Raw genomic sequence first — 20,803 nt, 5'->3', positions numbered from 1 at the left:
CTACCAAGTTCAAAGGACCAAGCCACGATGGCACTGAAGAAATCTGAACTCTATTCATCTCTCTGGGCGTCCTGCGACGAGCTTCGGGGCGGCATGGACGCGAGCCAATACAAGGATTACGTCCTCGTGCTGCTGTTTCTGAAATACATCTCCGACAAATACGCCGGGCAGCCCTACGCGCCGATCACGATCCCAGACGGATCCAGCTTTGCCGACATGACGCGGCTGAAGGGGGCGACCGATGTCGGTGACCAAATCAACAAGAAGATTATCGCGCCACTTGTCGCCGCCAACGATCAACTCGACCGTTCCGACTTTCCCGACTTCGACGACGCCAGCAAATTGGGCGATGGGAAAGAGAAATCCGAGCGATTGACTAACCTGATTGCTATTTTCGAGAGTAGGGCACTCGACTTTTCTAAAAACCGCGCCGACGGCGATGACATTCTGGGTGATGCCTACGAATACTTGATGCGGCACTTCGCGACGGAGAGCGGCAAGAGTAAGGGCCAGTTCTACACGCCAGCGGAAATCAGCCGGATCATGGCCAAGATTATCGGTATTCATGACGCCAAGACATCGTCCAACACGACAGTGAATGATCCCACATGCGGCTCGGGATCGTTGCTGCTGAAAGTCGGCGACGAAGCCACAACTTCCGTCACGCTCAATGGGCAAGAAAAGGACGCGGCGACGAGCGGTTTGGCTCGGATGAACATGATCCTGCACAACAATCCGACCGCTTTGATCAAACAGGGTAACACGCTCGCCGATCCGAAGTTCACGACGAATGGTCTGGTCGATCAGTTTGACTTTGTCGTCGCCAATCCACCTTTCAGCGACAAGCGATGGAGTACGGGCGTTGATGTTGAAAACGACCCGCACGGACGCTTTGACGGGTTCGGTGTCCCGCCGGGCAAGCAAGGTGACTACGCGTATCTGCTGCACATCGTCCGCACGCTCAAAAGCACCGGCACGGGTGCGTGCATTTTGCCGCACGGCGTCTTGTTTCGTGGTAACGCCGAAGCCGCCATCCGCAAAAACCTGATTCGCAAAGGGTACATCCAAGGCGTCATCGGCTTGCCGCCCAACCTGTTTTACGGAACAGGGATCCCCGCATGCATCATCGTGATCGACAAAAGCGGCGCGGCAGCCCGTCGCGGAATTTTCATGGTCGATGCTTCGTCGGGCCTCATCAAAGACGGGCCAAAGAACCGTTTGCGATCGCAAGACATTCACAAGATCGTTGACGTGTTCAATAACCAAATCGACACGCCAGGCTACGCCCGCATGGTCGGCTTTGACGAAATCGAAAAGAACGAGTTCAATTTGAATCTGCCGCGATACATCGACAGCGGACAAAAAGAAGATACGCAGGACATTTCTGCCCACTTGATCGGCGGCATTCCCGTCGCCGACGTCGATGCGTTGCAAGGGTATTGGGATGTATGCCCCTCACTTCGCGATTGTCTGTTCACGAGCAACCGCTCTGGATACGTCGATCTGTCCGTCGACAAGGCCGATGTGAAAACAGCAATCTACGATCACGCCGAGTTCAGTGCTTTCATCGACGGGATGAAAAAACATTTCGCCAAGTGGCGGAAGAAACAATCCGCCGAGCTTCGCGGCCTGGTTGCCGGTTTCAACCCGAAACAGAAGATCGATGAACTCTCCGAAAGTCTGCTCAGCCACTACCACGGCAAGCCGCTAATTAGTCATTACGACGTTTATCAGCACTTGATGGATTACTGGGCGGAAACGATGCAGGACGATGCGTACTTGATCGCCGCTGATGGCTGGGTGGCCGAAACGTACCGCGTGATCGAGAAGATGAAGAACGGAAAAGAGAAAGACAAAGGCTGGGCGTGCGATCTCGTGCCCAAGTCGTTGATCGTCGCCCGCTACTTCGTAAAAGAACAAACTGCGATCGAAAAGCTCAACGCCAAAATGGAAATGCTCGCGTCCGAGCAGACCGAACTCGAAGAGGAACACGGCGGCGAAGACGACGCCTTCGGTTCACTCGATAAGATCAACAAGGCCAACGTCGCGGCCCGGATCAAAGAAATCAAAGATGATCCCGAGTCGACAGACGAACTCAAAACCTTAAAGCATTGGCAAAAGCTTTACGACGGTGTCGCCAAGAGCAAGAAGCAGATCAAGGACGCTGAAAACGAACTCGACAAACTCGCTCATGACAAATATCCCGGGCTGACCGAGGACGAAATCAAAACGCTCGTCGTCGAAGACAAATGGATGACCACGATCGCAGCTGAGATCCAAGGCGAAATGGATCGGGTCAGCAACTCACTCGCCGCCCGCGTGAAAGAACTTGCCGAGCGTTACGACGCGCCGGTGACGACCCTGGCCAGTCGCGTTGGTGACTTGGAATCGAAAGTGAACGAGCATCTTCGCAAAATGGGTTTTGAAGCCGAGCTAAAAGGAACAGGATAATGGCAAAGAAAGACATTTCCACGGCAGCCGCCGAACCGCTTGATTTTGGCACGCTCGTGACGCGACTGACGGAAATTCATCATCAATCGCAGGCTGAGGCCAACCGCAGTGTGAATCGCGCCCTGGTGTTACGGAACTGGTTGTTTGGATGGTACATCGTCGAATTCGAGCAATACGGGGCCGATCGCGCTGCGTATGGCGAGGGACTCATTAAATCGCTCGCGACCGAGCTAAAACCGCTTGGCCGAGGTTTTTCCGCCCGATCATTGGCGTCCATTTGTTCATTTTATCGTTCATTCTCCGGGATTTTGCAGACGCTGTCTGCAAAATTGGACGGCGACGAAAAGAAGATCAGCATTGTGCAGACAGTGTCTGCACAATTGCCAACCGGGGGGCGTGCGGAAGATGTGATCGGAAACCTGGGTCGATTGCCAGAGTTTGACAGAGTACTTGCCAGTCCATTTGCTGAACGCTTTCCGCTTTCCTGGTCCCACTACGTCACCTTGCTGACCATCGATAACGCCGACGAACGTAGTTTCTACGAGATCGAAACGAGCCAGAACAACTGGGGCGTCCGCGAACTCAAGCGGCAGATCAACAGTTCGCTGTACCAACGGCTCGCCCTCAGCCGCGACAAAGACGAAGTCCGTCGTTTGGCTGGTGAAGGGCAAGTCGTTTCCAAGGCAGCCGACCTGATCAAGAACCCGTTCGTGCTAGAATTCCTCGATCTGGATGAGAAAGCCGGCTACAGCGAACGAGATCTTGAGACCGAAATCATCGACAAGCTGCAAGTGTTCCTGTTGGAACTTGGCAAAGGCTTTCTGTTCGAGGCCCGACAACGCCGTTTCACCTTCGACGACGACCACTACTACGTTGATCTCGTGCTCTACAACCGCCTGCTGCGGTGCTACGTGCTGCTGGACCTGAAGATCGGAAAACTCGATCACGGCGATTTGGGTCAGATGCAAATGTATGTCAACTACTTTGACCGTCATGTCAAACTGGACGATGAACTCCCCACCGTCGGCATTGTACTGTGCGCCCATAACAACAAAGCAATGGTCGAACTGACGCTCCCGTCGAACGCCAATATCTTCGCTTCGAAATACCAACTGTACCTGCCCAGCAAAGAGGAATTGAAGCGTGAGCTAGAGAAGATCGAAGCCGAGATTGATGAGTTCGGTTTGGAGGCGGGGGAATGAGTGGTGTTTCTGAGCGACAAGTTGATTTGAATTCGCATCAGCCTTTTCAAGAAACTGAAGTTGGAAAAATTCCGGGCAATTGGAAACACGACAGACTTGACAAATTCTGGAACGTTATCGATTGCAAGCACATCACAGCAGAATTTAAGACCATCGGATGGCCACTCGCAAGTATTCGAGAGGTTCAAAGTCGCTTCGTCGATTTGAATGAAGCAAATTTAACAACAGAACAGTTCTATCATCAACTTATTGGCGGTGGTCGAAAGCCACTTCCTGGAGATCTGATATTCAGTCGAAATGCAACAGTTGGTGAAGTTGCATGCGTTGCTGACTGGCATCCACCCTTTGCGATGGGCCAAGACGTTTGTTTGCTACGACGTATAGACCCAAACGCATCTACTGTTTTTATGCAGGCACTAGTTTCTTCAAGCATAGTTCGGAAACAGCTCGAAAATATAATGGTTGGTTCGACCTTTCGGCGAGTCAACATAAAGCAGATAAAATCGTTCGTTGTGCCAATGCCACCCGCTGCCGAGCAGGAAGCGATTGCATCTGCGTTGGGGGATGCGGATGCCCTGATCGAATCGCTTGAACAACTCCTCGCCAAGAAACGCCTGATCAAACAGGGCGCCATGCAGGAATTGCTCTCTGGTGAATGGCCAACCAAGGCATTTGGGGATCTATTCCAATTTTCCGGCGGCTATTCCGCTTCTCGGGATGACCTGGGTGCCAATGGCCATCTGTACCTGCACTACGGTGACATTCACGGTTCGGACAGGACTTTCGTCGATGTCGAAACTGACAGCGGCGAAATCCCTCGTATCAATATCCCGCTCAGTGAGGTTTCGCCAAGCTCAATTCTGGAACATGGAGACGTAGTTTTTGTGGATGCTTCCGAGGATGTTGATGGAACAAACAAACACGTCGTGATTGACAATCCGAGAGGCCAACCATTCATTTCGGGTTTGCACACAATCGTAGCGAAGCGAAAATCCAACGAAATCGACCGTCGCTACATGCGGTATTGTTTCCAAACGCCCGAAATCAAAGAGCAGTTTCGCTTCTACGCCGTTGGAACCAAAGTTTCCGGTGTCAGCAAGACAATCATCGCCAAAATTGTTTTGCCTGTGCCATCGCCCGACGAACAATTCGAAATCGCCGCAACACTTGATGCGATGGAGCAAGATATTGAGTTGATCATCGAACGAGTCGCCAAAGCCCGGCAACTCAAGCAAGCGATGATGCAGCAGCTTTTGAGGGGGAGGATTCGGCTTGTGTAACAGATTTTTGCATGAGCCGCCGGCGCCTACAGTTCGTCGATCGTCTTCATGATCCGTTTGTACACTAGCGCAAGTTGAACAAGGTTCAAATCTGCGTAGCGGGGTTGACTTACAATCGGATAGGTTGAGTAGACAAGCTTAATGAAGCTCGTGTAGCTCTTGTTTTTTGTGGTTTCGATCACATGATCCAAAACTGTTTTGTCAGCATCTTCTACCTGTATCGGTTTTATATTCGGTCTGGCAGCAATCACGTTCTTAGCATCGCCGTACATGCTTGCAGTTCGTTCAACGATAAAATCCTCATCAACAACGGCCATGTTAAAAACGTCGTCAACGTAGGGTCCGAAGTGGTTAAACACCCACGTGATGTCGGTTAATTGTCGTCCGTGCTCAATCGCGGACTTCCAATCGGCGAGATAGATCGTCTTGGTTAAACGAGCTTTGGAAAGTTCATTGGCGTGCGGATAGTTTTGACAGACATAGAGCGTTGCGTTCTTCAATTTGGTCATTAGTACCCTTCCGACTGCGCGAATACTATGCTTGGTTCAATGGATTCCATCTTCTTTAGAAACCGAGCGATTCGTTTGCCTTCTTTAGTCTCGAACTCCTCGCGAATGGCGTCATTGTCAAAGATTTTATTTGAAGTGCTTTCAAGAACGACGACGGCAACCCGATGATGTGTCTCGGCATCTTCGATTGCAACCGCTGCATAGACACGCGACTTCATTGAAAAGGTATTGGAGGTGCCAAATGGAATACACCAGTCCGATTTCATTTTCTGTTTCCAAAGCTTTTTCTTGGCTTTCGTCGATGGCTCCGGTAGCGGTTCAGTCATGAAGACAGCTCCTTCACGCCACGCCTTCGCGATGCAGCCTTGATTGTCAGGGTAGATGCTCCTTCCACGTTTGTTGAAGGCTGGATTCTTCGAATATCGCCCAAGCATCAAGAAGGCTTCCCCGTCGTGCTTGTAAACACTGATTCGTTCAGTGTCGGTGAAGCCAAGAGTATCGTTTGCGAGAATCACGAGTTGATCCCGCAAGAGATCGAAATAGTCCGCCTGGGACTGATCGCAAATAGTCTTGAGCAGCTCAACCTCTTTGTCTCGATCCTGAATCCCTTTGGCCAGTTTGGCAACTTCGACGCTGCGCTTCCAGCCTCCGACTTCAGCGGCAACGAAACAGGCTCCGGCGATCGTAACGGTCGCCCAGTGCCACTGCACGGCCAGCCCGATGCCTGCTGGAATTGCGAGCATTCTCGACCAGTGCTCCCGTAGATGCAGTACCGTTTTGTCCAACAAATCATTTTGGGATTCATCCTCACCAGCAGTTTCGCTCATCCACCTTCATCTTCTTGATTTGCCGTGACACGTTTGGTCCCTCCCAATCCATGGCCTACTCGCATCAGTGTATCTCGACGCAGCCCGAAGCCGAAGGGGGGGGAGCGAACCATGCCGCGTTCGTGATGTCGACAAATTCCGCCCACAGTTGCGGACACGCAGGGCACTTTCGAGAATTTGTGAAATGGGAAGGACATGTTTTTTTTCTCAATCGGTTTGCCAATCAAGTTCTTGAGAGAACCAAGAATGAGTGGCAGTAGTCCATCCGCGAAATATCTACTCGACTCGAACCCGCATGTGCGCAGGGTGAACGCATCAAAATCCGTGTTGCTGAGAGTGTAAGCTAGGTTCGTCGACTAGCAATCACTCTGATCAAACACAACGGTCCGTCAAACGCGACTTTACCCTGGATACGATTTCAAGTTCTTACTGGAGATTCTGAACTCGGTGCCCGTCGAAGATTGAATGCAACCACCCTGCAACTCCGCCGCTTGCTTTTGTCGGAAAAAAGGCTATTTTTTCCGACAGGGAGAACGCCGTTCAGATGACACAAAGTATTCAAGCGAAGACACTTGCGAAGATTCGCCGAAACGGGCGAAGCTGGGCGTTTTCTCACGTAGATTTCGCCGGAATCGGAAGCCGCGACGCGATCGACAAGGCACTCGAGCGGTTGCAGCGGGAAGGAACGATCCGCCGAGTGATCCGAGGGATCTACGATTTCCCCGATTACTCGAAGCTGCTGGACAAGTCTCTTGGACCCGATATCTATCAGGTTTCGCGAGCACTGGCCCGCAAGTTCGGCTGGCGCATCCAACCGGATGGAGCGTCGGCGTTGAACCTGATGAGGGTGTCGACTCAGGTTCCCGCCCGATACGTCTTCCAGTCCGATGGTCCTACGCGAACTTACGAGATCGGTTCGACTCAAGTCCGCTTCGTCCACAAAGCAACCAAGGAGATGAATTTCGAGTGTGACGAAACCGCCGTGATCACCCACGGCTTGAAATCGCTCGGTTCGGAACACGTGGACGATAGCGTCATTGCGAAGATCCGACGTTGGCTGCCGGAAGATCGCAGGAGCAAAGTTCTGCACGACAGCCGCCGCGTCACGGGCTGGGTTCACGAGGCAATTCGGAAAACGTGCGAGGAGGGGAGCGATGGGCTACGCATTCTCGAACAGCAAATCAATTCAGCCGTGAAAGGACAAACCGAATGAATCTGAGCAAGCCCGAAAGAAATACGCAGAATCGTGTGATCAAACTGTTCCGAGATGAACTCGGGTATAAGTTCCTGGGGGATTGGTCAGATCGCGGCGGCAATTCGAATATCGAAGAAACGTATCTCGCTCGCTACTTGATCGACAAAGCCGGTTACACACAATCGCAAGTCAACGCCGTCATCCATCGGCTTCGCACGGCTGCGGATCACAACAGCCGTGGATTGTACGGCAACAATCAGGCTGTCTACGAATTGCTTCGGTACGGCATCAGCACGCTGACCGAAGCGGGCAAGCCATCCGAGACGATCCAGTTGATTGACTGGAAGAACCCCGCCAACAACGATTTCTACATCGCTGAGGAAGTGACGCTGAAGGTCGGCTTCGAACGCCGTCCCGATCTCGTGCTGTACGTCAACGGCATCGCCATCGCCATTTTGGAACTGAAGAACAGCCGCGTCAGCATCGGTGACGGCATCCGGCAAAACCTCTCGAACCAATCACCTGAATTCAATGAGTGGTTCTTCAGCACGATTCAGTTTGTCTTCGCCGGAAACGACACCGAGGGGCTTCGATACGGCACCGTCGGTACGGGCGAGAAGTTCTTTCTATCGTGGAAGGAAGATGAGGATGACAACGACGGCTACAAGCTGGACAAGTATCTTCGCAAGATGTGCAACAAAGAACGTCTGATCGAACTGATGTTCGATTTTGTGCTGTTTGACGGCGGCGTGAAGAAACTTCCCCGCGTGCATCAGTACTTCGGGATCAAAGCCGCTCAGGAACACGTGCGGCAGCGGAAAGGCGGCATCATTTGGCACACCCAAGGATCCGGCAAGAGCATCGTGATGGTGATGCTGGCCAAGTGGATTTTGGAAAACAACCCGGATGCCCGTGTCGCGATCATTACCGACCGGGATGCTCTCGACAAACAGATCCAACGCGTCTTCACCGATGCCGGGGAAAAGATCGTCCGATCCGGCACCGGCAGCGAACTCATGCGCCAGCTATCGCAGCCGCTGCCCCGGTTGCTGTGCTCGCTCGTTCATAAGTTTGGACGCGGGTCCACAGGAAAAGGGGATGCCGATGATTTCGACGACTACATCAAAGAGCTTGAAGGCAGTCCGTCAAAAACGATCGGCGACATTTACGTGTTCGTCGACGAATGCCACCGGACGCAAAGTGGCAAGCTGCATCGCGTAATGAAGGCGATGATGCCGAACGCGATTTTCATCGGATTCACGGGCACGCCGCTACTGAAGAAGGACAAGCAAACCAGCAACGAAGTTTTCGGCGGCTACATCCACACGTACAAGTTCAACGAAGCGGTCGAGGACGAGGTGGTTCTCGATCTCGTCTACGAAGCCCGAGACATCGACCAACAACTTCGCAGCATCGCGAAGATCGACGCTTGGTTTGATGCGAAAACCAAGGGACTGAACGATTGGCAGAAGGATGAGCTGCGAAAGTATTGGGGCACACGGCAGCAGGTACTCGGCTCGCTCGATCGTTTGAAACGGGTGGTCGAAGACATCACTTTCGATTTCAGCGTTCGGCCTCGACTGTCCGACGGACGCGGCAACGCGATCCTGGTTGCCAAGAGTATTTTCGAGGCGTGCCGGTACTACGAACTGTTTCAAAACACACCGTTCAAAGGCCGCTGCGCCGTCATCACGTCGTACAACCCGCTCGCCCGCGATGTGACTCTCGAAGAAACCGGGGCGAATACCGAGACCGAGAAACAGGCGATTTACAACACTTACACGAAACTCTTGAAGAACGTTCAACCCCGTCCGAAGATGAACAAGACGGAGACTTACGAAGAGGACGCCAAGGCCAAATTCATCAAGCAACCCGCCAACATGCAGCTATTGATCGTTGTCGACAAATTGCTCACCGGATTCGACGCGCCGTCGTGCACGTATCTCTACATCGATAAGTCAATGCAAGACCATGGATTGTTCCAAGCGATCTGCCGTACCAACCGGCTCGACGGAGAGGACAAGGTCAACGGCGTCGTCGTTGATTACATGGATCTGTTCAAGAAAGTTGAAAACGCGATCGCCGTCTACGCCTCCGAGCTTGATCCTGGGGATGGCGACGTATCACCGGATGTCCTGCTGCAAGATCGCCTGACCACGGGCAAGCAGCGGCTCGATGATGCCATCGAAGCCTTCAAGCTGCTTTGCGAACCGGTTGAGCCGCCCAAGGCGGACCTGGATTACATGCGATACTTCTGCGGCAACGCCGAAATTGCAACCGACTTGAAGGAACGCGAGCCACAACGTTCGGCACTCTACAAATCCGTCGCGTCGCTCGTTCGGGCCTACGCCAATATCAAGGACGAAATGGACGCAGCCGGTTACACCGAGGCCGACCAAGTTCGGATCGGGGGTACGCTCAAAGATGCGGTCGATCTTCGTGAAATCATCAAGAAGCAGAGCGGTGAGTTCTTAGACCTGAAAACTTACGAAGCCGATATGCGGCACTTGATCGACACCTACATCGAAGCCGAAGAACCGCAAAAGATATCGCCGTTCGATGGGCTGGGGTTGCTGGAGCTGATTGTTAAAACAGGAATCGCCGACGCGATCGCGGCAAGGCTCGGTAAGATGTCGGGAAACAAGACCGCCGTCGCGGAGACGATCGAAAACAACGTTCGCAGCAAGATCATCGAGGAGCAACTCAACGACCCCGCGTATTTTGAGAAAATGTCGTCTTTGCTGGACGAAGTGATCGCGGCACGCAAGGCGGGAGCGATCGACTACGAGGAGTACCTCAAGAAAATCGCTGCGATTGCTGCGAAGGTGCAGGCGGGGCAGTCGGAAGAGACACCGCATCAGCTCGATACACCGGGCAAGCGAGCACTCTACAACAACCTCAGCAGTTTGCCCGACGAACCGTCTACCGATGGCACCGAGGACGCCGCCCACGAAACGCGAGCGGGTTTTGGCAGCACCCTCGATTTGGCACTTGAAATCGACTCTGCCGTACGCTCCGTCCGTCCGAACGGCTGGCGCGGCGTCCAGGCACGCGAGCGCGTGATCAAAGCCGCTCTGTACGAGATTCTGAAAACCGAGAGTGAAGTCGAACGCATCTTCAGCATCATCAAAGCTCAGAAGGAATACTGAGCCGATGCAGGGTATCAGCACTTTCTATCAGCCGATGGGCGCTAGCCCCGGTTATTGGAATGCTTCGCGTTCGAGGGTGAAAACCGGGGCAAGCGCCCATCGGCTAATTTGGATCGGTGTCCGATGACTCACCGTATCAATCTCGGCGAGTTCGACGCCGACGTCACAATGAAGGACATCAAGAACGTCCACCTCAGCGTCATGCCGCCATCCGGTCACGTCCGGATATCGGCGCCACACCGCATGAGCCTCGACACGATCCGCGTCTACGCAATTTCAAAAATCGGCTGGATCAAAGACCAGCAGCGTAAGCTCCGCGCCCAAGACCGCGAAACCTCCCGCGAATATCTCGAAGCTGAAAGTCACTACGTTTGGGGAAAACGCCGTCAACTCAGCATTCTCGAAACTGACGCACCACCACACATCGAGCTAACCCACAAAGCCATCCAGCTCCACGTCCGCCCCGGCACCGACGAAGCCAAACGCCACGCCATCCTCGAAGCGTGGTATCGTGACCAAGTTCGCGAAGCCGCAACGCCGCTCATCGCCAAATGGGAACCGATCATCGGCGCCACCGTCAACGATCTATTCATCCGTCGTATGAAAACGAAGTGGGGCAGTTGCAACCACACCGCCCGCACCATCCGCCTGAACACAGACCTCGCCAAGAAACCTGCCGAGTGCCTGGAATATCTCGTCGTTCACGAGATGATCCACATCATTGAGCCCACCCACAACGCCCGCTTCCGAACCCTGATGGACTTGCACCTCTCAAATTGGGAACACCTACGCCAACAACTCAACGAGCTTCCAGTGCGACATGAAACGTGGGAGTACTAACAATGGGCGAGACCGATCCTATTGATAAAAGCTACGACACCATTCGTGATGTCGCCTGCGAATTGAACACACTGCACATGCGGGCGGCTGCAGAGTGCGACGTCCTCGTCAACGATTTGATCGACTCCAGTTCCAAGGACATTGCCCAGATCGAGCGTTTGCTCGATCAAACATTGGATGCCTGTGCCCATAACTCGGCCTTTCCATCCTACAAACGCCTCTGCCGCTATTACTCCACAATCAACCTCACCGGGGCTGCGTTTTACGCCAATGCCTATCGAGAAATGTGGGGTGACGACTGATGCAGAAAAACAACTTAACCTAATTTTAGAGCATATTACCAACATCAGACCCCCCCAGGCGTTGCCTGGGACGATCATAGGACTGCCCCCTTGGGGCGAATCTGAAAAAGGGGAGAGGGGGTCATAAAACCCACCCATCTATACGCCCCCGTTTCCCTTTCTCTCACCCCGTGCCATTGGTGGGTAGCACGATACGGCGTCGCGAAATGGGGGGACGTCGGCAGTCCAGTCAGCCGAGCCAGGTACTTCCTGGCCGATGTAGACGGTGGAAGTATCTGGGCGGATTCCACAACGAATGAACTCGGGTTGATCCGGCAAATGACAGGTTTTGCAGGGGTTCTCCGCTGCTGAGCCTGACTGCGTGGTCTCACCTGTCACCCGCTTTTTCAAAAATTGGCTGGACCTCGCATAGACGCAGAGGCGAATATACCTCTAGCATTCGCTTAGGCGAATATACGGCTGTGGAACGGCAGCCGCGTCGGCTCGTCCCCCTTACTCCAGTGGGGATTTCATTTCTAACACGCGAAGGAATTCAGATGAAACGCAGGAACTTGCAAGTTCAAGTGACCGTCGCTTTGACCATGGCAGCGATCGGTTTCGCGGCCCCGACGTCGGTTCAAGCTCAGCAATTCACATCGGCGAAAGCGGGCTCAGCCAGCCCTGCTGTTACCGCGATGGAGACAGCCTCCAGTCAGGGGAAGTACCTGTTCGTCTACTTCTGGAAACAGAATGACCAACCCACGCAATCCATGCAGGGCATCTTTCAAGAGGCGACTGGTCGGATGGCGGATGAGGCGGACGCGATCAGCGTGCAGATCACCGATCCAAGCAACGCAGCGATCGTGAAGCAGTTTGGGGTCAGCCGCGCGCCGATGCCGTTGGCCTTGGCGATCGCTCCCAACGGGGCAGTGACGGCGGGGTTGCCAGTCTCCTTCAGCGAACAACAGTTGCGAGAGGCGATCGTCAGCCATGGGACCGCTGCCTGTCTCAAGGCGATGCAGGATCGCAAGACCGTGTTGCTGTGCGTGAAGCACCGGACCGGTCCCAACGCTTTTCAAGGTGCACAGGAATTGACGCTGGACAAACGTTTTGCTGCTTCGACGCAGATCGTCGAGGTCGACCCAGCGGACTCAGCCGAACGGAAATTCCTGCAGTCTTTGGAGATTGACTCGACAAGTGAAAACGGGGTGATGGTGGTCCTGACACCTCCCGGCCAACGCGTGGCGACGTTCGCCGAGCATGCAACGAAAGCTCAGATCGTCGAGCGATTGACCGAACTGAGTTCTGCCTGCTGCCCCGGTGGCCAATGTGGTCCCGATGGGACCTGCGCACCGGGCCAGGAATGTTGCCCCGGCGGGAATTGCCCTCCGGCAAAGAAGTAGACATCCATCACCTTCTGCAGCGCACGACGATCGGACGCCCCCATTGCCCGGGCGTCGTGCCGCAGGCAACCAGACAATGTTATCAGTATTAAGGAGACAACTCGATGAACCTTCAGGAACTCGTTTGGCGTGAGCTTTTTGAGCGCAAGAGCCAGATGATCACGATTTTCGTTGGGATCCTGTTGGGGATCACGACGGTCATCGCTATCAAGAACATCACCTACTATTCCGAAATGGCCGTGGCGAGGGAGATGGACAGTTTGGGAGCCAACGTGTTGGTTCTGCCGAAGTCCGTGACGCTTGAGGATTACTACTCAGCCGACATGCACAACGAAACCATTCCCGAGGAGTATGCGTTGCGGTTGACGATGTCGAGCCTAGCTGGCGTCGACAATCTCTCGCCCAAACTGTGCGTCCCGGTGGAATTGGAGGGCCGTGAATTCACCTTGACCGGCATTCTGCCTAAGAGTGAATTTCAAGCCAAGGCCGCTTGGGGCGGCGCCGGAATCTTTTCGCGGCCGATCGGATGTGGAGCGATCGATATGGGCGCTCCGGCCGAACCCGAAGACAAAAAGACGCTGGTACGAAATCGAGTCATCGATGACTTGGAAGCCGACCAAACGCTCATCGGCGCAGATACCGCAGCAGCTCTGGGGATCGAGGAAGGCCAGTCCTTGGAGCTGATGGGCAAGCAGTTCTCGGTCGTCGCGGTGCTGCCCGAGACAGGAACAGTGGACGATTCTCGGATCTTCGCTCACCTGCACACCGTGCAAGACATGTCCAACAGAGAGGCTGTAGTCAGCTGCATCGAGATCGTCGGCTGCTGCAAAGAAATCTCAGCTGGATTGGTCGATAATGTGAACAAGCTGCTGCCCGATGCCAAAGTTGTGACAGTGACCCAGGTGGTCGCGACCCAGACCAAAATAAATGGCATGATGGCGCAACTATCGATGATCTTTGTGGCGATCATTGTCGTGATCGGCGGCGCCGGCATCGCTAACTTCATGTTCGCAAATGTGTACGAACGCCGCCACGAGATCGGAACGTTGATGTCGTTGGGGGCGGAGTCAAATTTGATCTTGCGAATTTTCTTGCTTAAAGCGTTGCTGTTGGGATTTGCCGGTGGAGTGGGTGGATTTGTGCTCGGCACGACCCTGGCTGTCACATTGGGGCCTCGGCTGGCAAATGTTCCCGTGCTGCCGATGCCTGTGCTCGCTTTATGGGCGATTGGAATTTCCGTCGGCACAACCTTGTTGGCCAGCTATTTCCCCGCGCGAAATGCGGCCCGACTCGACCCCGTCACGTCATTTAAGGAAGTTTGAATCATGTTGTCGATGCAGAACGTTACGAAGACTTATGAAATGCACCGCCAGAAAGTCGTGGCACTGGACGATGCGACCCTGGAGATCCCCGAAGGTGATTTTGTTTCGTTGATCGGGCCCAGCGGCAGCGGAAAAAGCTCGTTGCTGGTGATGTTAGGCGGGATGCTTTCGCCTACCTCGGGGCGAGTGATGTTGAACGACCAGTCGATGTATGATTTGGATGCGGACGGTCGTGCTCGAATGCGAAAGGCAAACATCGGGTTTGTGTTTCAGACCTTCAATCTGATCCCGTACCTGTCAGCTCAAGAGAATGTGCAGGTCCCGCTTTACCTGTCGGGAACCGCAGCGGCCGAGCAGCGTGAGCGAGCTGCCGAATTGCTACAGCGAGTAGGCTTGGGAGATCGTTTGGATCACAAGCCAAACGAGTTGAGTGTCGGCCAACAGCAGCGGGTCGCGTTGGCTCGAATGCTCGCCAACGACCCGGCCGTGATCCTGGCCGATGAGCCGACGGGGAACCTGGACCCCGAGACCAGCGAGCAGGTGATTGGCTATTTCGAGGAGTTCAATCGCGAAGGTCGAACGATCGTGATGGTGACGCACAGCCCCGCTGCTGCCGAGCGAGCCAAACGCGTCTTGAAGCTTCGCGATGGAAAGATCATTGATGACCGCGCGTCGCTGCAGCAGGCTGACGCAGCCTAGTTTGGTCAACACTTCGGTTGGACTGGTCGCGGCCCCCCGGCTACAATGCTGTGACACAACACATCATGGCGCTCGGGGCGACGCGACCGCCGTTCAACCATCTGGAAAGGACATCGGCGATGAGTACCACGACGGATCGATATTCGCTGGACGATAGGTCGACTGTTCCATTGGGGCAAATTGGAGACCAAGTCAACACCGTCTTTCGAGCGTTTGCTGATAGCACGCGGCTAAGGATTTTGCGTCTTTTGGTGGATGGTGAAATCTGCGTGGGGAACCTCGTCGAGATCTTGCAGCTCCCCCAACCAACGGTCTCGCGGCACCTGGCGTATCTGCGGAAAGCTCACTTGGTCGACGTCCGCAAGGATGGCCAATGGTCGCACTATTCGCTAGCTCCCGCCGGATCCTGTTTTCAACAGAAACTGTATGACTGCCTCGCTGATTGCTTCAACGACGTTCCCGAGTTGAAGACCGACTCCCTGCGTGCGAAACTGCTGAAGGAAAGCGGCGGTTGTTGCGAGTGAGAACCTGTATCGTCGGCGAAAGTCTTCCCCATGCGGCGGCAGCCAACGTTGAGTGGCACAGCAACGCGGCCCTAAGAAACTGCTATTTCCGGCCCCCGTCCCAACCCCTCATCGCTTGCCAAACGCGAGGCGTTTCGGCTTCCGCGACGTCCGCTTGGGCGATGAATGACAGGAGGGTCAAGCGGAGGCACCATCGCAGCGAACACTTTTTTGCATGATGAATTTCCAACCGGAGTTGGAAGTCGCCGAGTCATGAAAAACGTTTCGGTGACGCCTACATGGAGCACGCAAACGAAAACTGATGCTCCTGTTCGTCCGGAACGAGCGTCGTTGTTCGTGTCAGATCACCTTGGTCGGCGTTGTAGGTAATCACATCGACTCGGTTTTCCTGAGGAAGAAAACGGTAAAGCCGCACAGAACCATCGCTGCTGTAGTCGGACAGACACGAATGCACAACGTTGCCGTGATCTCCCCGGGCGGAAACGTGCATCGTCTGACTTCGCCTTTGATCGCCAGAACAGATCAACAGTAAATTCTTGTGCTTCTTGAAGCACTTCTCCCACATCTGCACGGCTGTGTTGCCTCGTTTTGCATGACGCTTTTTCCAATTCATCCGTCCCTTCGGATCGCTGATGTATCCTTGGTTCGTTTTCGGACGCGCAATCGGGCCAAGATCCATGTGTGTGGTGACAATCACTCGGTGCATGGGATGGCTGTCCATGATCTCGTCTGCCCATGCCAGCACGTCATCCGGCGCATTGCATTCCAGATGTAGAAATAGCAAGTCGATATTCTCTGCGCGAATTTTCTGATAGCTATTCGCGTTATTGCCGGAGACCGCTGGATCAGGACGGTCGGGGTGAAACGAGCCACCATACCACTCAAAGTCCTTGAAACGCGATGCGGGGAAGTGCTTCTGAAACAGCGACGAGTCGCCACTACTGGCCATGTCGTGATTTCCGACGGTCATGCCGTAGGGGATGACGCCATGAATCGGATCCATGCACTGCCGAGCTTCCGCCCATTGTTCTGGCACGTTTTTGTCGACGATGTCCCCAACGTGGCTGACGAAAACGATGTTCTGAGGCTCACGATTTTCTACGATCCACCCCGTAATTGTCTGGAAGATTGGATTGCGAACGACCTCGTCGCCATTCTCGTCAGACTTTATCTTTTGTCCACGATAAGCCTGCGTGTCGGGGATGACGGCGATTGTGAATGCGCCCTCGGGAGCAGGAGCGAGCTTCGCGTCGTCAGCTGCAACGGTCGTCATAGAGCTGGCCAGCAAGATTGGTAGCACGAGGTTATCGATGCGCATATTGTTTCGGTTCTGATGGTCGTTGATGATGTGATGACTTCGTCGTCTCCGCCTGGGGTGACCGGCGTGCCGCCGTTCGACACGTGAGTGTCGATGGCTCGTCGAATGCGACAAGAGAGACGTCGATGTGTGTACGGATCATGATCTTGCTTGTGCGTTCGTCACGAAATGGGTGCCGGCAATCGCTCTGATACGCAGCTCGAACGAGCAGCATGCTCCGAGCCCCTTCCAGAGCAAATGGGGCGCCATCGCGTGGTACCCAGCGTACTCGACGGTTCGTTCATCACAGAAGTACATCGCCGAGGTGTCCCACAATGCCTCCCGCCCATTCATCGAGACAATCGATGTCTGCTCGCTAGCTCGACGTGACTGCACTTCACTGCCGAGCCAGCCCAAGCCATGGTGAATTCCGCAGATCTGGATCTCCTTATCGCCTTGTCCGCCGATAGCTACCGCTGGAAATGTCGATGCGTCGATTGCTAGGATTTTTTTTGCGGTTTGAAAGGCTTTCACTTTTTGCGGCAGCGCGGCGGTTGGTCTGTTCCATCGTGGGAGCCGAGAACTTGCCACCGAAACCGGTTCGAAATGGTCGGCTGCTTGATAGCAGGCTGCCTCAGCACAGAATGCCTGGAAAATCTCTTGAAGCGGGAAAGACCTGCGAGTTGGCGGTAGCTGTATCCGAGCACTCACTCGTCGCCGTTCAATGGTCGTGTTCTTGCCAGGAGCGTGGATGAACCCTTCGAAGGCTGTTGATTACCAGCGAGTATCCCGTCAGAGATTAGAGAGATTAGCCGAAGGCCAGCGCATCGCCGCCCACGGTGGTACCTAGTTGAACAAACTGAAAACGAGCGTGACGACGGTGATGAACCCCAGCACGACCACCAGCAGGTTTGGCATTACCTTGAACTTCTTCCGCAACGACGCGCCGAACTGGCCGATCAACAGTAGCGAAACAATGATCCCTAGAATTGCCCCGGCGGTGATGCCTCTCGCGATCAGAAACGCTGAGAGCAAAAGGAGTCCGCCGGTGATACTTCCGGCGATCAAAGACGCCTTGCTTGAGGCTTTGACATAGCCCATGACTCCTCCAAAAACGACGAAAGCTCCATAGAATGCTGTTACGATTACCGGAAAGTCCACAGACGTCTCTCAAAATAAAATTGCCAAGTTCTGGCAGAAATGATTTAGCGGAATCGAACACCGATCCATCCACCCACGCTGCCTTTTTGCTGAATTGTAGTGAGTCGCCTCTGAGTTGCCAGCCACGAAGCACCTGCGAGTACTTCACACGACTTCCCTCAGATATCTTTCAGTCAGTTTTCGAGGGTGGTCTCTCCCCTCGTTGTTCCGTCCCCTCGTGTGTCGTCCCGGCGGGAGTGGTTTTCGGTTGATTCACTCCATAAAGACCGGTTCATCCGACGGAAGCATGTGCAGAGCACAGCGGAAGGTTTTTTGAGACATGGTTCTAGTATCCAATGATCGTTCAAAAATGCGTCCCTGACGAACAAACGCTCGCCAGGGACCGACAACACCATTGGCGTACCGCTTTTGCAGGGAAACGCTGGCGACCGAGATATCCCTTGCCAAGCCAGCACCTTTGCAGAGCTCAGCTCCGTTTCTCCCGGCAGTGCCAGTCTAACATTGATAATCACATCCCACAAATAAATCCTTCGATACGGGAGCCATGCCTTGAAAACCTCGGGCGCACGCTTCCGTCGGACGAGCCGAAAGGCCAGCGTTTTGGCTGGGTTTCTCGTGTTCACAGCGGTTCCGTCATCGCTCGCTGATCATCGGACATGGGGCGATTTTGTGTCTGGGGCGTTCTTAACTGAACTACCGCTGGTCGCCCCTGAGGCGTTACAGTGAACGGTGATGCGCGTAGGCGTAGGATGGGTGGACGACGAGGGCTTTAACGGCTCTCGCTACGACAGAGTTTGGAATTCACGATGGCACGCGAAGCAATTTACCAACAATCCGATCCTGAGCGGCGCGGCAACGCGATGGGGCAGTTGCCGTCTGGCGGGCCTGAATCGGCTCAGCCAGAGGCCGCCGGCGCGCCACCTTCGGGGCCGCCTTCCTCGGGCGGTTCTACGGGATCGCCGACCGATCCTGGCGATCAGCCGGCCGGACGAGGCGAGAGCGACGGGAAGTTGCGACCGCACCGGATGGACGAGATGGTCGGTCAAAAAGACGTGATCGAACGGTTGAGGATCGCTATCGATGCGGCTCAATCGCGCGGCGAACCGCTGGGGCACATCCTGTTCGACGGCCCCCCCGGGCTCGGCAAGACCACCTTTGCGACCGTGATCCCTGCCGAGATGGGCACGTCGGTGCAGATGGCCAACGGCGCCGGACTGCGGGCTCCCAAGGATCTGTTGCCCTACCTCACGAACGTCTCCGAGGGCTCGGTGCTCTTCATCGATGAGATTCACCGCGTGCCCAAGGCGGTCGAAGAATATTTGTACACGGCGATGGAGGATTACCGTATCGACGTGGTTTTGGGCGATGGTGTGAACGCTCGCACACTCAACCTCGAACTCAAGCCCTTCACATTGATCGGTGCGACCACGCGCGCTGGGATGCTCAGCGCGCCGCTGCGGGATCGCTTTCAAATCCGCGAGCATCTGGGCTGGTACACCCGGGGTGAGTTGGCCGAGATTGTCCATCGCAATGCGAAGAAACTAGCGATCGAGGTCGATGATCCGTCGGCCAGTGTGATTGCGGACCGCTCGCGTAGCACGCCGCGATTGGCGAACAATCGCTTGCTCTGGGTGCGTGACTATGCTCAAAGTAAAGCGGGTGGGAAGGTTAGCCGCGACGTCACCCGTGACGCTCTCGACATGATCGGAATCGACAATCTCGGTCTCGACAAACAAGACCGCAACTATCTCGATACCTTGATGCGAGTGTTCTTAGGCGGCCCCGCGGGACTCGATGCTATCGCACACACGATGAATGTCAGCGGCGACACGCTCGAGGACGAAGTCGAACCCTTCTTGCTCCGCAGCGAATTGCTCGTTCGCACCCGCCGCGGGCGACTGGCGACCCCGAACGCATACGAACACATGAAACGCCCGATGCCCGAGAGCTGAACACACCGTGCAGGCTCGCCGAGCCCCCGCCGATGACAACCGGTACCGATTAGGCAAAAAGCGCAAGCCTGGTCCGCCAACCAGCCGGCTGCCCCAGAGGCGTCGCATCTCCCCTGCTGGCGACACTGAGGCGATCACACCCACCTTACCAGGGATCGGCATCCTATTCCGGCAGAAATCTCGAGGCCCCTCTATCGACCCTGAGTGAACAAGTCACAATAGCGACACGCAGTGTCCTTCTGTGCACATGGGAGTTGTTTCCATGGTTATCGCAAGACAGACACCGCGATTTTTTAGATTGAGAACCTATCCGAAAGAGAGTCACTTCCACTGCGCGAGCGAGTGGATCGCTCGCTTTCGGATAGGTTCTTGGTAGACGTTTTCACCCAAGGCAAAATGATGATGTTTCGAATTTTTGGTGTCGCGATCTGTGCTTGCTGCTTGACCTTTGCTGGATGCGATGAGTCGGCTGACGATGTCACTACCGATGTTTCCAACGCAGCCGAGTCGGCCGCGGAAGCGACTGGCGATGCCGTTGATGCTGCTGCGGAAGCGACTGGCGACGCAGTTGATGCTGCCAAAGAGAAAACGGCCGAAGCAGCCGACGCAGTGAAGGAAGCTGTGAGCGAGTAGTCGCTTAGCACCAGCACTGACCAACGACGACGACGCGGCGGCTGAGCAATCAGACGCCGCGTTTTTTGTGGAAAATCA

At 54.7% G+C, this 20,803-nt stretch carries 17 protein-coding genes and 1 pseudogene; 13 read left to right on the top strand and 5 right to left on the bottom strand.

Annotation, left to right across the window (positions count from 1 at the left end):
• The first annotated feature begins 27 nt into the window (after positions 1-27).
• The 3 genes from CA85_RS05905 to CA85_RS05895 are packed head-to-tail and all read left to right on the top strand — an operon-like array spanning position 28 to position 4,933.
• Positions 28-2,451: a type I restriction-modification system subunit M gene (locus tag CA85_RS05905; RefSeq protein WP_146390346.1), complete on the top strand. Its 2,424-nt coding sequence runs from the start codon at positions 28-30 to the stop codon at positions 2,449-2,451.
• Positions 2,451-3,653: a PDDEXK nuclease domain-containing protein gene (locus CA85_RS05900; protein ID WP_146390345.1), complete on the top strand. Its 1,203-nt coding sequence runs from the start codon at positions 2,451-2,453 to the stop codon at positions 3,651-3,653. The genes CA85_RS05905 and CA85_RS05900 overlap by 1 nt, the downstream gene beginning before the upstream one ends.
• Positions 3,650-4,933: a restriction endonuclease subunit S gene (locus CA85_RS05895; protein WP_146390344.1), complete on the top strand. Its 1,284-nt coding sequence runs from the start codon at positions 3,650-3,652 to the stop codon at positions 4,931-4,933. The genes CA85_RS05900 and CA85_RS05895 overlap by 4 nt, the downstream gene beginning before the upstream one ends.
• A gap of 26 nt (positions 4,934-4,959) precedes the next feature.
• Here the strand turns inward: CA85_RS05895 and CA85_RS05890 are convergent, their stop codons facing one another.
• Positions 4,960-5,442, bottom strand: a complete 483-nt coding sequence (locus tag CA85_RS05890; RefSeq protein ID WP_146390343.1) for a Panacea domain-containing protein — start codon at positions 5,440-5,442, stop codon at positions 4,960-4,962.
• On the bottom strand, positions 5,442-6,269 hold the full coding sequence (locus CA85_RS05885) for a hypothetical protein (RefSeq protein WP_146390342.1): 828 nt from the start codon (positions 6,267-6,269) through the stop codon (positions 5,442-5,444). Before CA85_RS05885 ends, CA85_RS05890 begins: the two co-directional genes overlap by 1 nt.
• A 544-nt stretch (positions 6,270-6,813) precedes the next feature.
• Between CA85_RS05885 and CA85_RS05880 the strand changes: the two genes are divergently transcribed.
• The 8 genes from CA85_RS05880 (at position 6,814) to CA85_RS05845 (ending at position 15,682) form a co-directional block, all read left to right on the top strand.
• Positions 6,814-7,482: a DUF6088 family protein gene (locus CA85_RS05880; protein WP_146390341.1), complete on the top strand. Its 669-nt coding sequence runs from the start codon at positions 6,814-6,816 to the stop codon at positions 7,480-7,482.
• Positions 7,479-10,613: a type I restriction endonuclease subunit R gene (locus tag CA85_RS05875; protein ID WP_146390340.1), complete on the top strand. Its 3,135-nt coding sequence runs from the start codon at positions 7,479-7,481 to the stop codon at positions 10,611-10,613. Before CA85_RS05880 ends, CA85_RS05875 begins: the two co-directional genes overlap by 4 nt.
• A 123-nt stretch (positions 10,614-10,736) precedes the next feature.
• Positions 10,737-11,453, top strand: coding sequence for a M48 family metallopeptidase (locus CA85_RS05870; protein ID WP_146390339.1), 717 nt, complete (start codon positions 10,737-10,739; stop codon positions 11,451-11,453).
• 2 nt (positions 11,454-11,455) lie between these two features.
• Positions 11,456-11,755 carry a hypothetical protein gene (locus CA85_RS05865; protein ID WP_146390338.1) on the top strand — a complete coding sequence of 100 codons (300 nt, stop codon included), beginning with the start codon at positions 11,456-11,458 and terminating at the stop codon, positions 11,753-11,755.
• Between the two features lie 536 nt (positions 11,756-12,291).
• Positions 12,292-13,137, top strand: a complete 846-nt coding sequence (locus CA85_RS05860) for a hypothetical protein (RefSeq protein WP_146390337.1) — start codon at positions 12,292-12,294, stop codon at positions 13,135-13,137.
• 104 nt (positions 13,138-13,241) lie between these two features.
• Positions 13,242-14,459: an ABC transporter permease gene (locus tag CA85_RS05855; protein WP_146390336.1), complete on the top strand. Its 1,218-nt coding sequence runs from the start codon at positions 13,242-13,244 to the stop codon at positions 14,457-14,459.
• Positions 14,460-14,462: 3 nt separating this feature from the next.
• A complete protein-coding gene (locus CA85_RS05850) occupies positions 14,463-15,158 on the top strand; it encodes an ABC transporter ATP-binding protein (protein ID WP_146390335.1) in 696 nt (231 codons plus the stop codon).
• Between the two features lie 119 nt (positions 15,159-15,277).
• Complete coding sequence (locus tag CA85_RS05845) at positions 15,278-15,682, top strand: ArsR/SmtB family transcription factor (protein WP_146390334.1); 405 nt, start codon at positions 15,278-15,280, stop codon at positions 15,680-15,682.
• 274 nt (positions 15,683-15,956) lie between these two features.
• Here CA85_RS05845 and CA85_RS05840 read toward each other — a convergent pair whose 3' ends face one another.
• From CA85_RS05840 to CA85_RS05830, 3 genes and pseudogenes are all read right to left on the bottom strand, one after another.
• Complete coding sequence (locus tag CA85_RS05840; RefSeq protein ID WP_222435410.1) at positions 15,957-16,955, bottom strand: metallophosphoesterase; 999 nt, start codon at positions 16,953-16,955, stop codon at positions 15,957-15,959.
• A gap of 351 nt (positions 16,956-17,306) precedes the next feature.
• A pseudogene (locus CA85_RS26280) lies at positions 17,307-17,744 on the bottom strand (ISKra4-like element ISRma1 family transposase); the annotation flags it as partial.
• Between the two features lie 81 nt (positions 17,745-17,825).
• Positions 17,826-18,140: a TMEM14 family protein gene (locus tag CA85_RS05830; RefSeq protein ID WP_146390331.1), complete on the bottom strand. Its 315-nt coding sequence runs from the start codon at positions 18,138-18,140 to the stop codon at positions 17,826-17,828.
• A gap of 806 nt (positions 18,141-18,946) precedes the next feature.
• On the opposite strand from CA85_RS05830, the gene ruvB reads away from it, so the two are divergent.
• A complete protein-coding gene (gene ruvB / locus CA85_RS05825; RefSeq protein ID WP_146390330.1) occupies positions 18,947-20,092 on the top strand; it encodes a Holliday junction branch migration DNA helicase RuvB in 1,146 nt (381 codons plus the stop codon).
• Positions 20,093-20,488: 396 nt separating this feature from the next.
• Positions 20,489-20,725, top strand: coding sequence for a hypothetical protein (locus tag CA85_RS05820; protein WP_186774764.1), 237 nt, complete (start codon positions 20,489-20,491; stop codon positions 20,723-20,725).
• Positions 20,726-20,803: the final 78 nt, after the last annotated feature.

Origin of the sequence: Allorhodopirellula solitaria, assembly GCF_007859855.1 — a bacterium.
Taxonomy (GTDB): Bacteria; Planctomycetota; Planctomycetia; order Pirellulales; family Pirellulaceae; genus Rhodopirellula; species Rhodopirellula solitaria.
The sequence above is the reverse complement of the archived record's forward strand: the minus strand, read 5'-3'. Positions and strand labels throughout refer to the sequence as shown.

Bases quoted from the DNA above. Each gene is read 5' to 3' on its own strand.
- CA85_RS05905 (WP_146390346.1), top strand. From the start codon at position 28: ATGGCACTGAAGAAATCTGAACTCTATTCATCTCTCTGGGCGTCCTGC.
- CA85_RS05900 (WP_146390345.1), top strand. From the start codon at position 2,451: ATGGCAAAGAAAGACATTTCCACGGCAGCCGCCGAACCGCTTGATTTT.
- CA85_RS05845 (WP_146390334.1), top strand. From the start codon at position 15,278: ATGAGTACCACGACGGATCGATATTCGCTGGACGATAGGTCGACTGTT.
- CA85_RS05860 (WP_146390337.1), top strand. From the start codon at position 12,292: ATGAAACGCAGGAACTTGCAAGTTCAAGTGACCGTCGCTTTGACCATG.
- CA85_RS05895 (WP_146390344.1), top strand. From the start codon at position 3,650: ATGAGTGGTGTTTCTGAGCGACAAGTTGATTTGAATTCGCATCAGCCT.
- CA85_RS05865 (WP_146390338.1), top strand. From the start codon at position 11,456: ATGGGCGAGACCGATCCTATTGATAAAAGCTACGACACCATTCGTGAT.
- CA85_RS05850 (WP_146390335.1), top strand. From the start codon at position 14,463: ATGTTGTCGATGCAGAACGTTACGAAGACTTATGAAATGCACCGCCAG.
- ruvB (WP_146390330.1), top strand. From the start codon at position 18,947: ATGGCACGCGAAGCAATTTACCAACAATCCGATCCTGAGCGGCGCGGC.
- CA85_RS05870 (WP_146390339.1), top strand. From the start codon at position 10,737: ATGACTCACCGTATCAATCTCGGCGAGTTCGACGCCGACGTCACAATG.
- CA85_RS05885 (WP_146390342.1), bottom strand. From the start codon at position 6,269: ATGAGCGAAACTGCTGGTGAGGATGAATCCCAAAATGATTTGTTGGAC.
- CA85_RS05820 (WP_186774764.1), top strand. From the start codon at position 20,489: ATGATGATGTTTCGAATTTTTGGTGTCGCGATCTGTGCTTGCTGCTTG.
- CA85_RS05840 (WP_222435410.1), bottom strand. From the start codon at position 16,955: ATGACGACCGTTGCAGCTGACGACGCGAAGCTCGCTCCTGCTCCCGAG.
- CA85_RS05855 (WP_146390336.1), top strand. From the start codon at position 13,242: ATGAACCTTCAGGAACTCGTTTGGCGTGAGCTTTTTGAGCGCAAGAGC.
- CA85_RS05880 (WP_146390341.1), top strand. From the start codon at position 6,814: ATGACACAAAGTATTCAAGCGAAGACACTTGCGAAGATTCGCCGAAAC.
- CA85_RS05890 (WP_146390343.1), bottom strand. From the start codon at position 5,442: ATGACCAAATTGAAGAACGCAACGCTCTATGTCTGTCAAAACTATCCG.
- CA85_RS05875 (WP_146390340.1), top strand. From the start codon at position 7,479: ATGAATCTGAGCAAGCCCGAAAGAAATACGCAGAATCGTGTGATCAAA.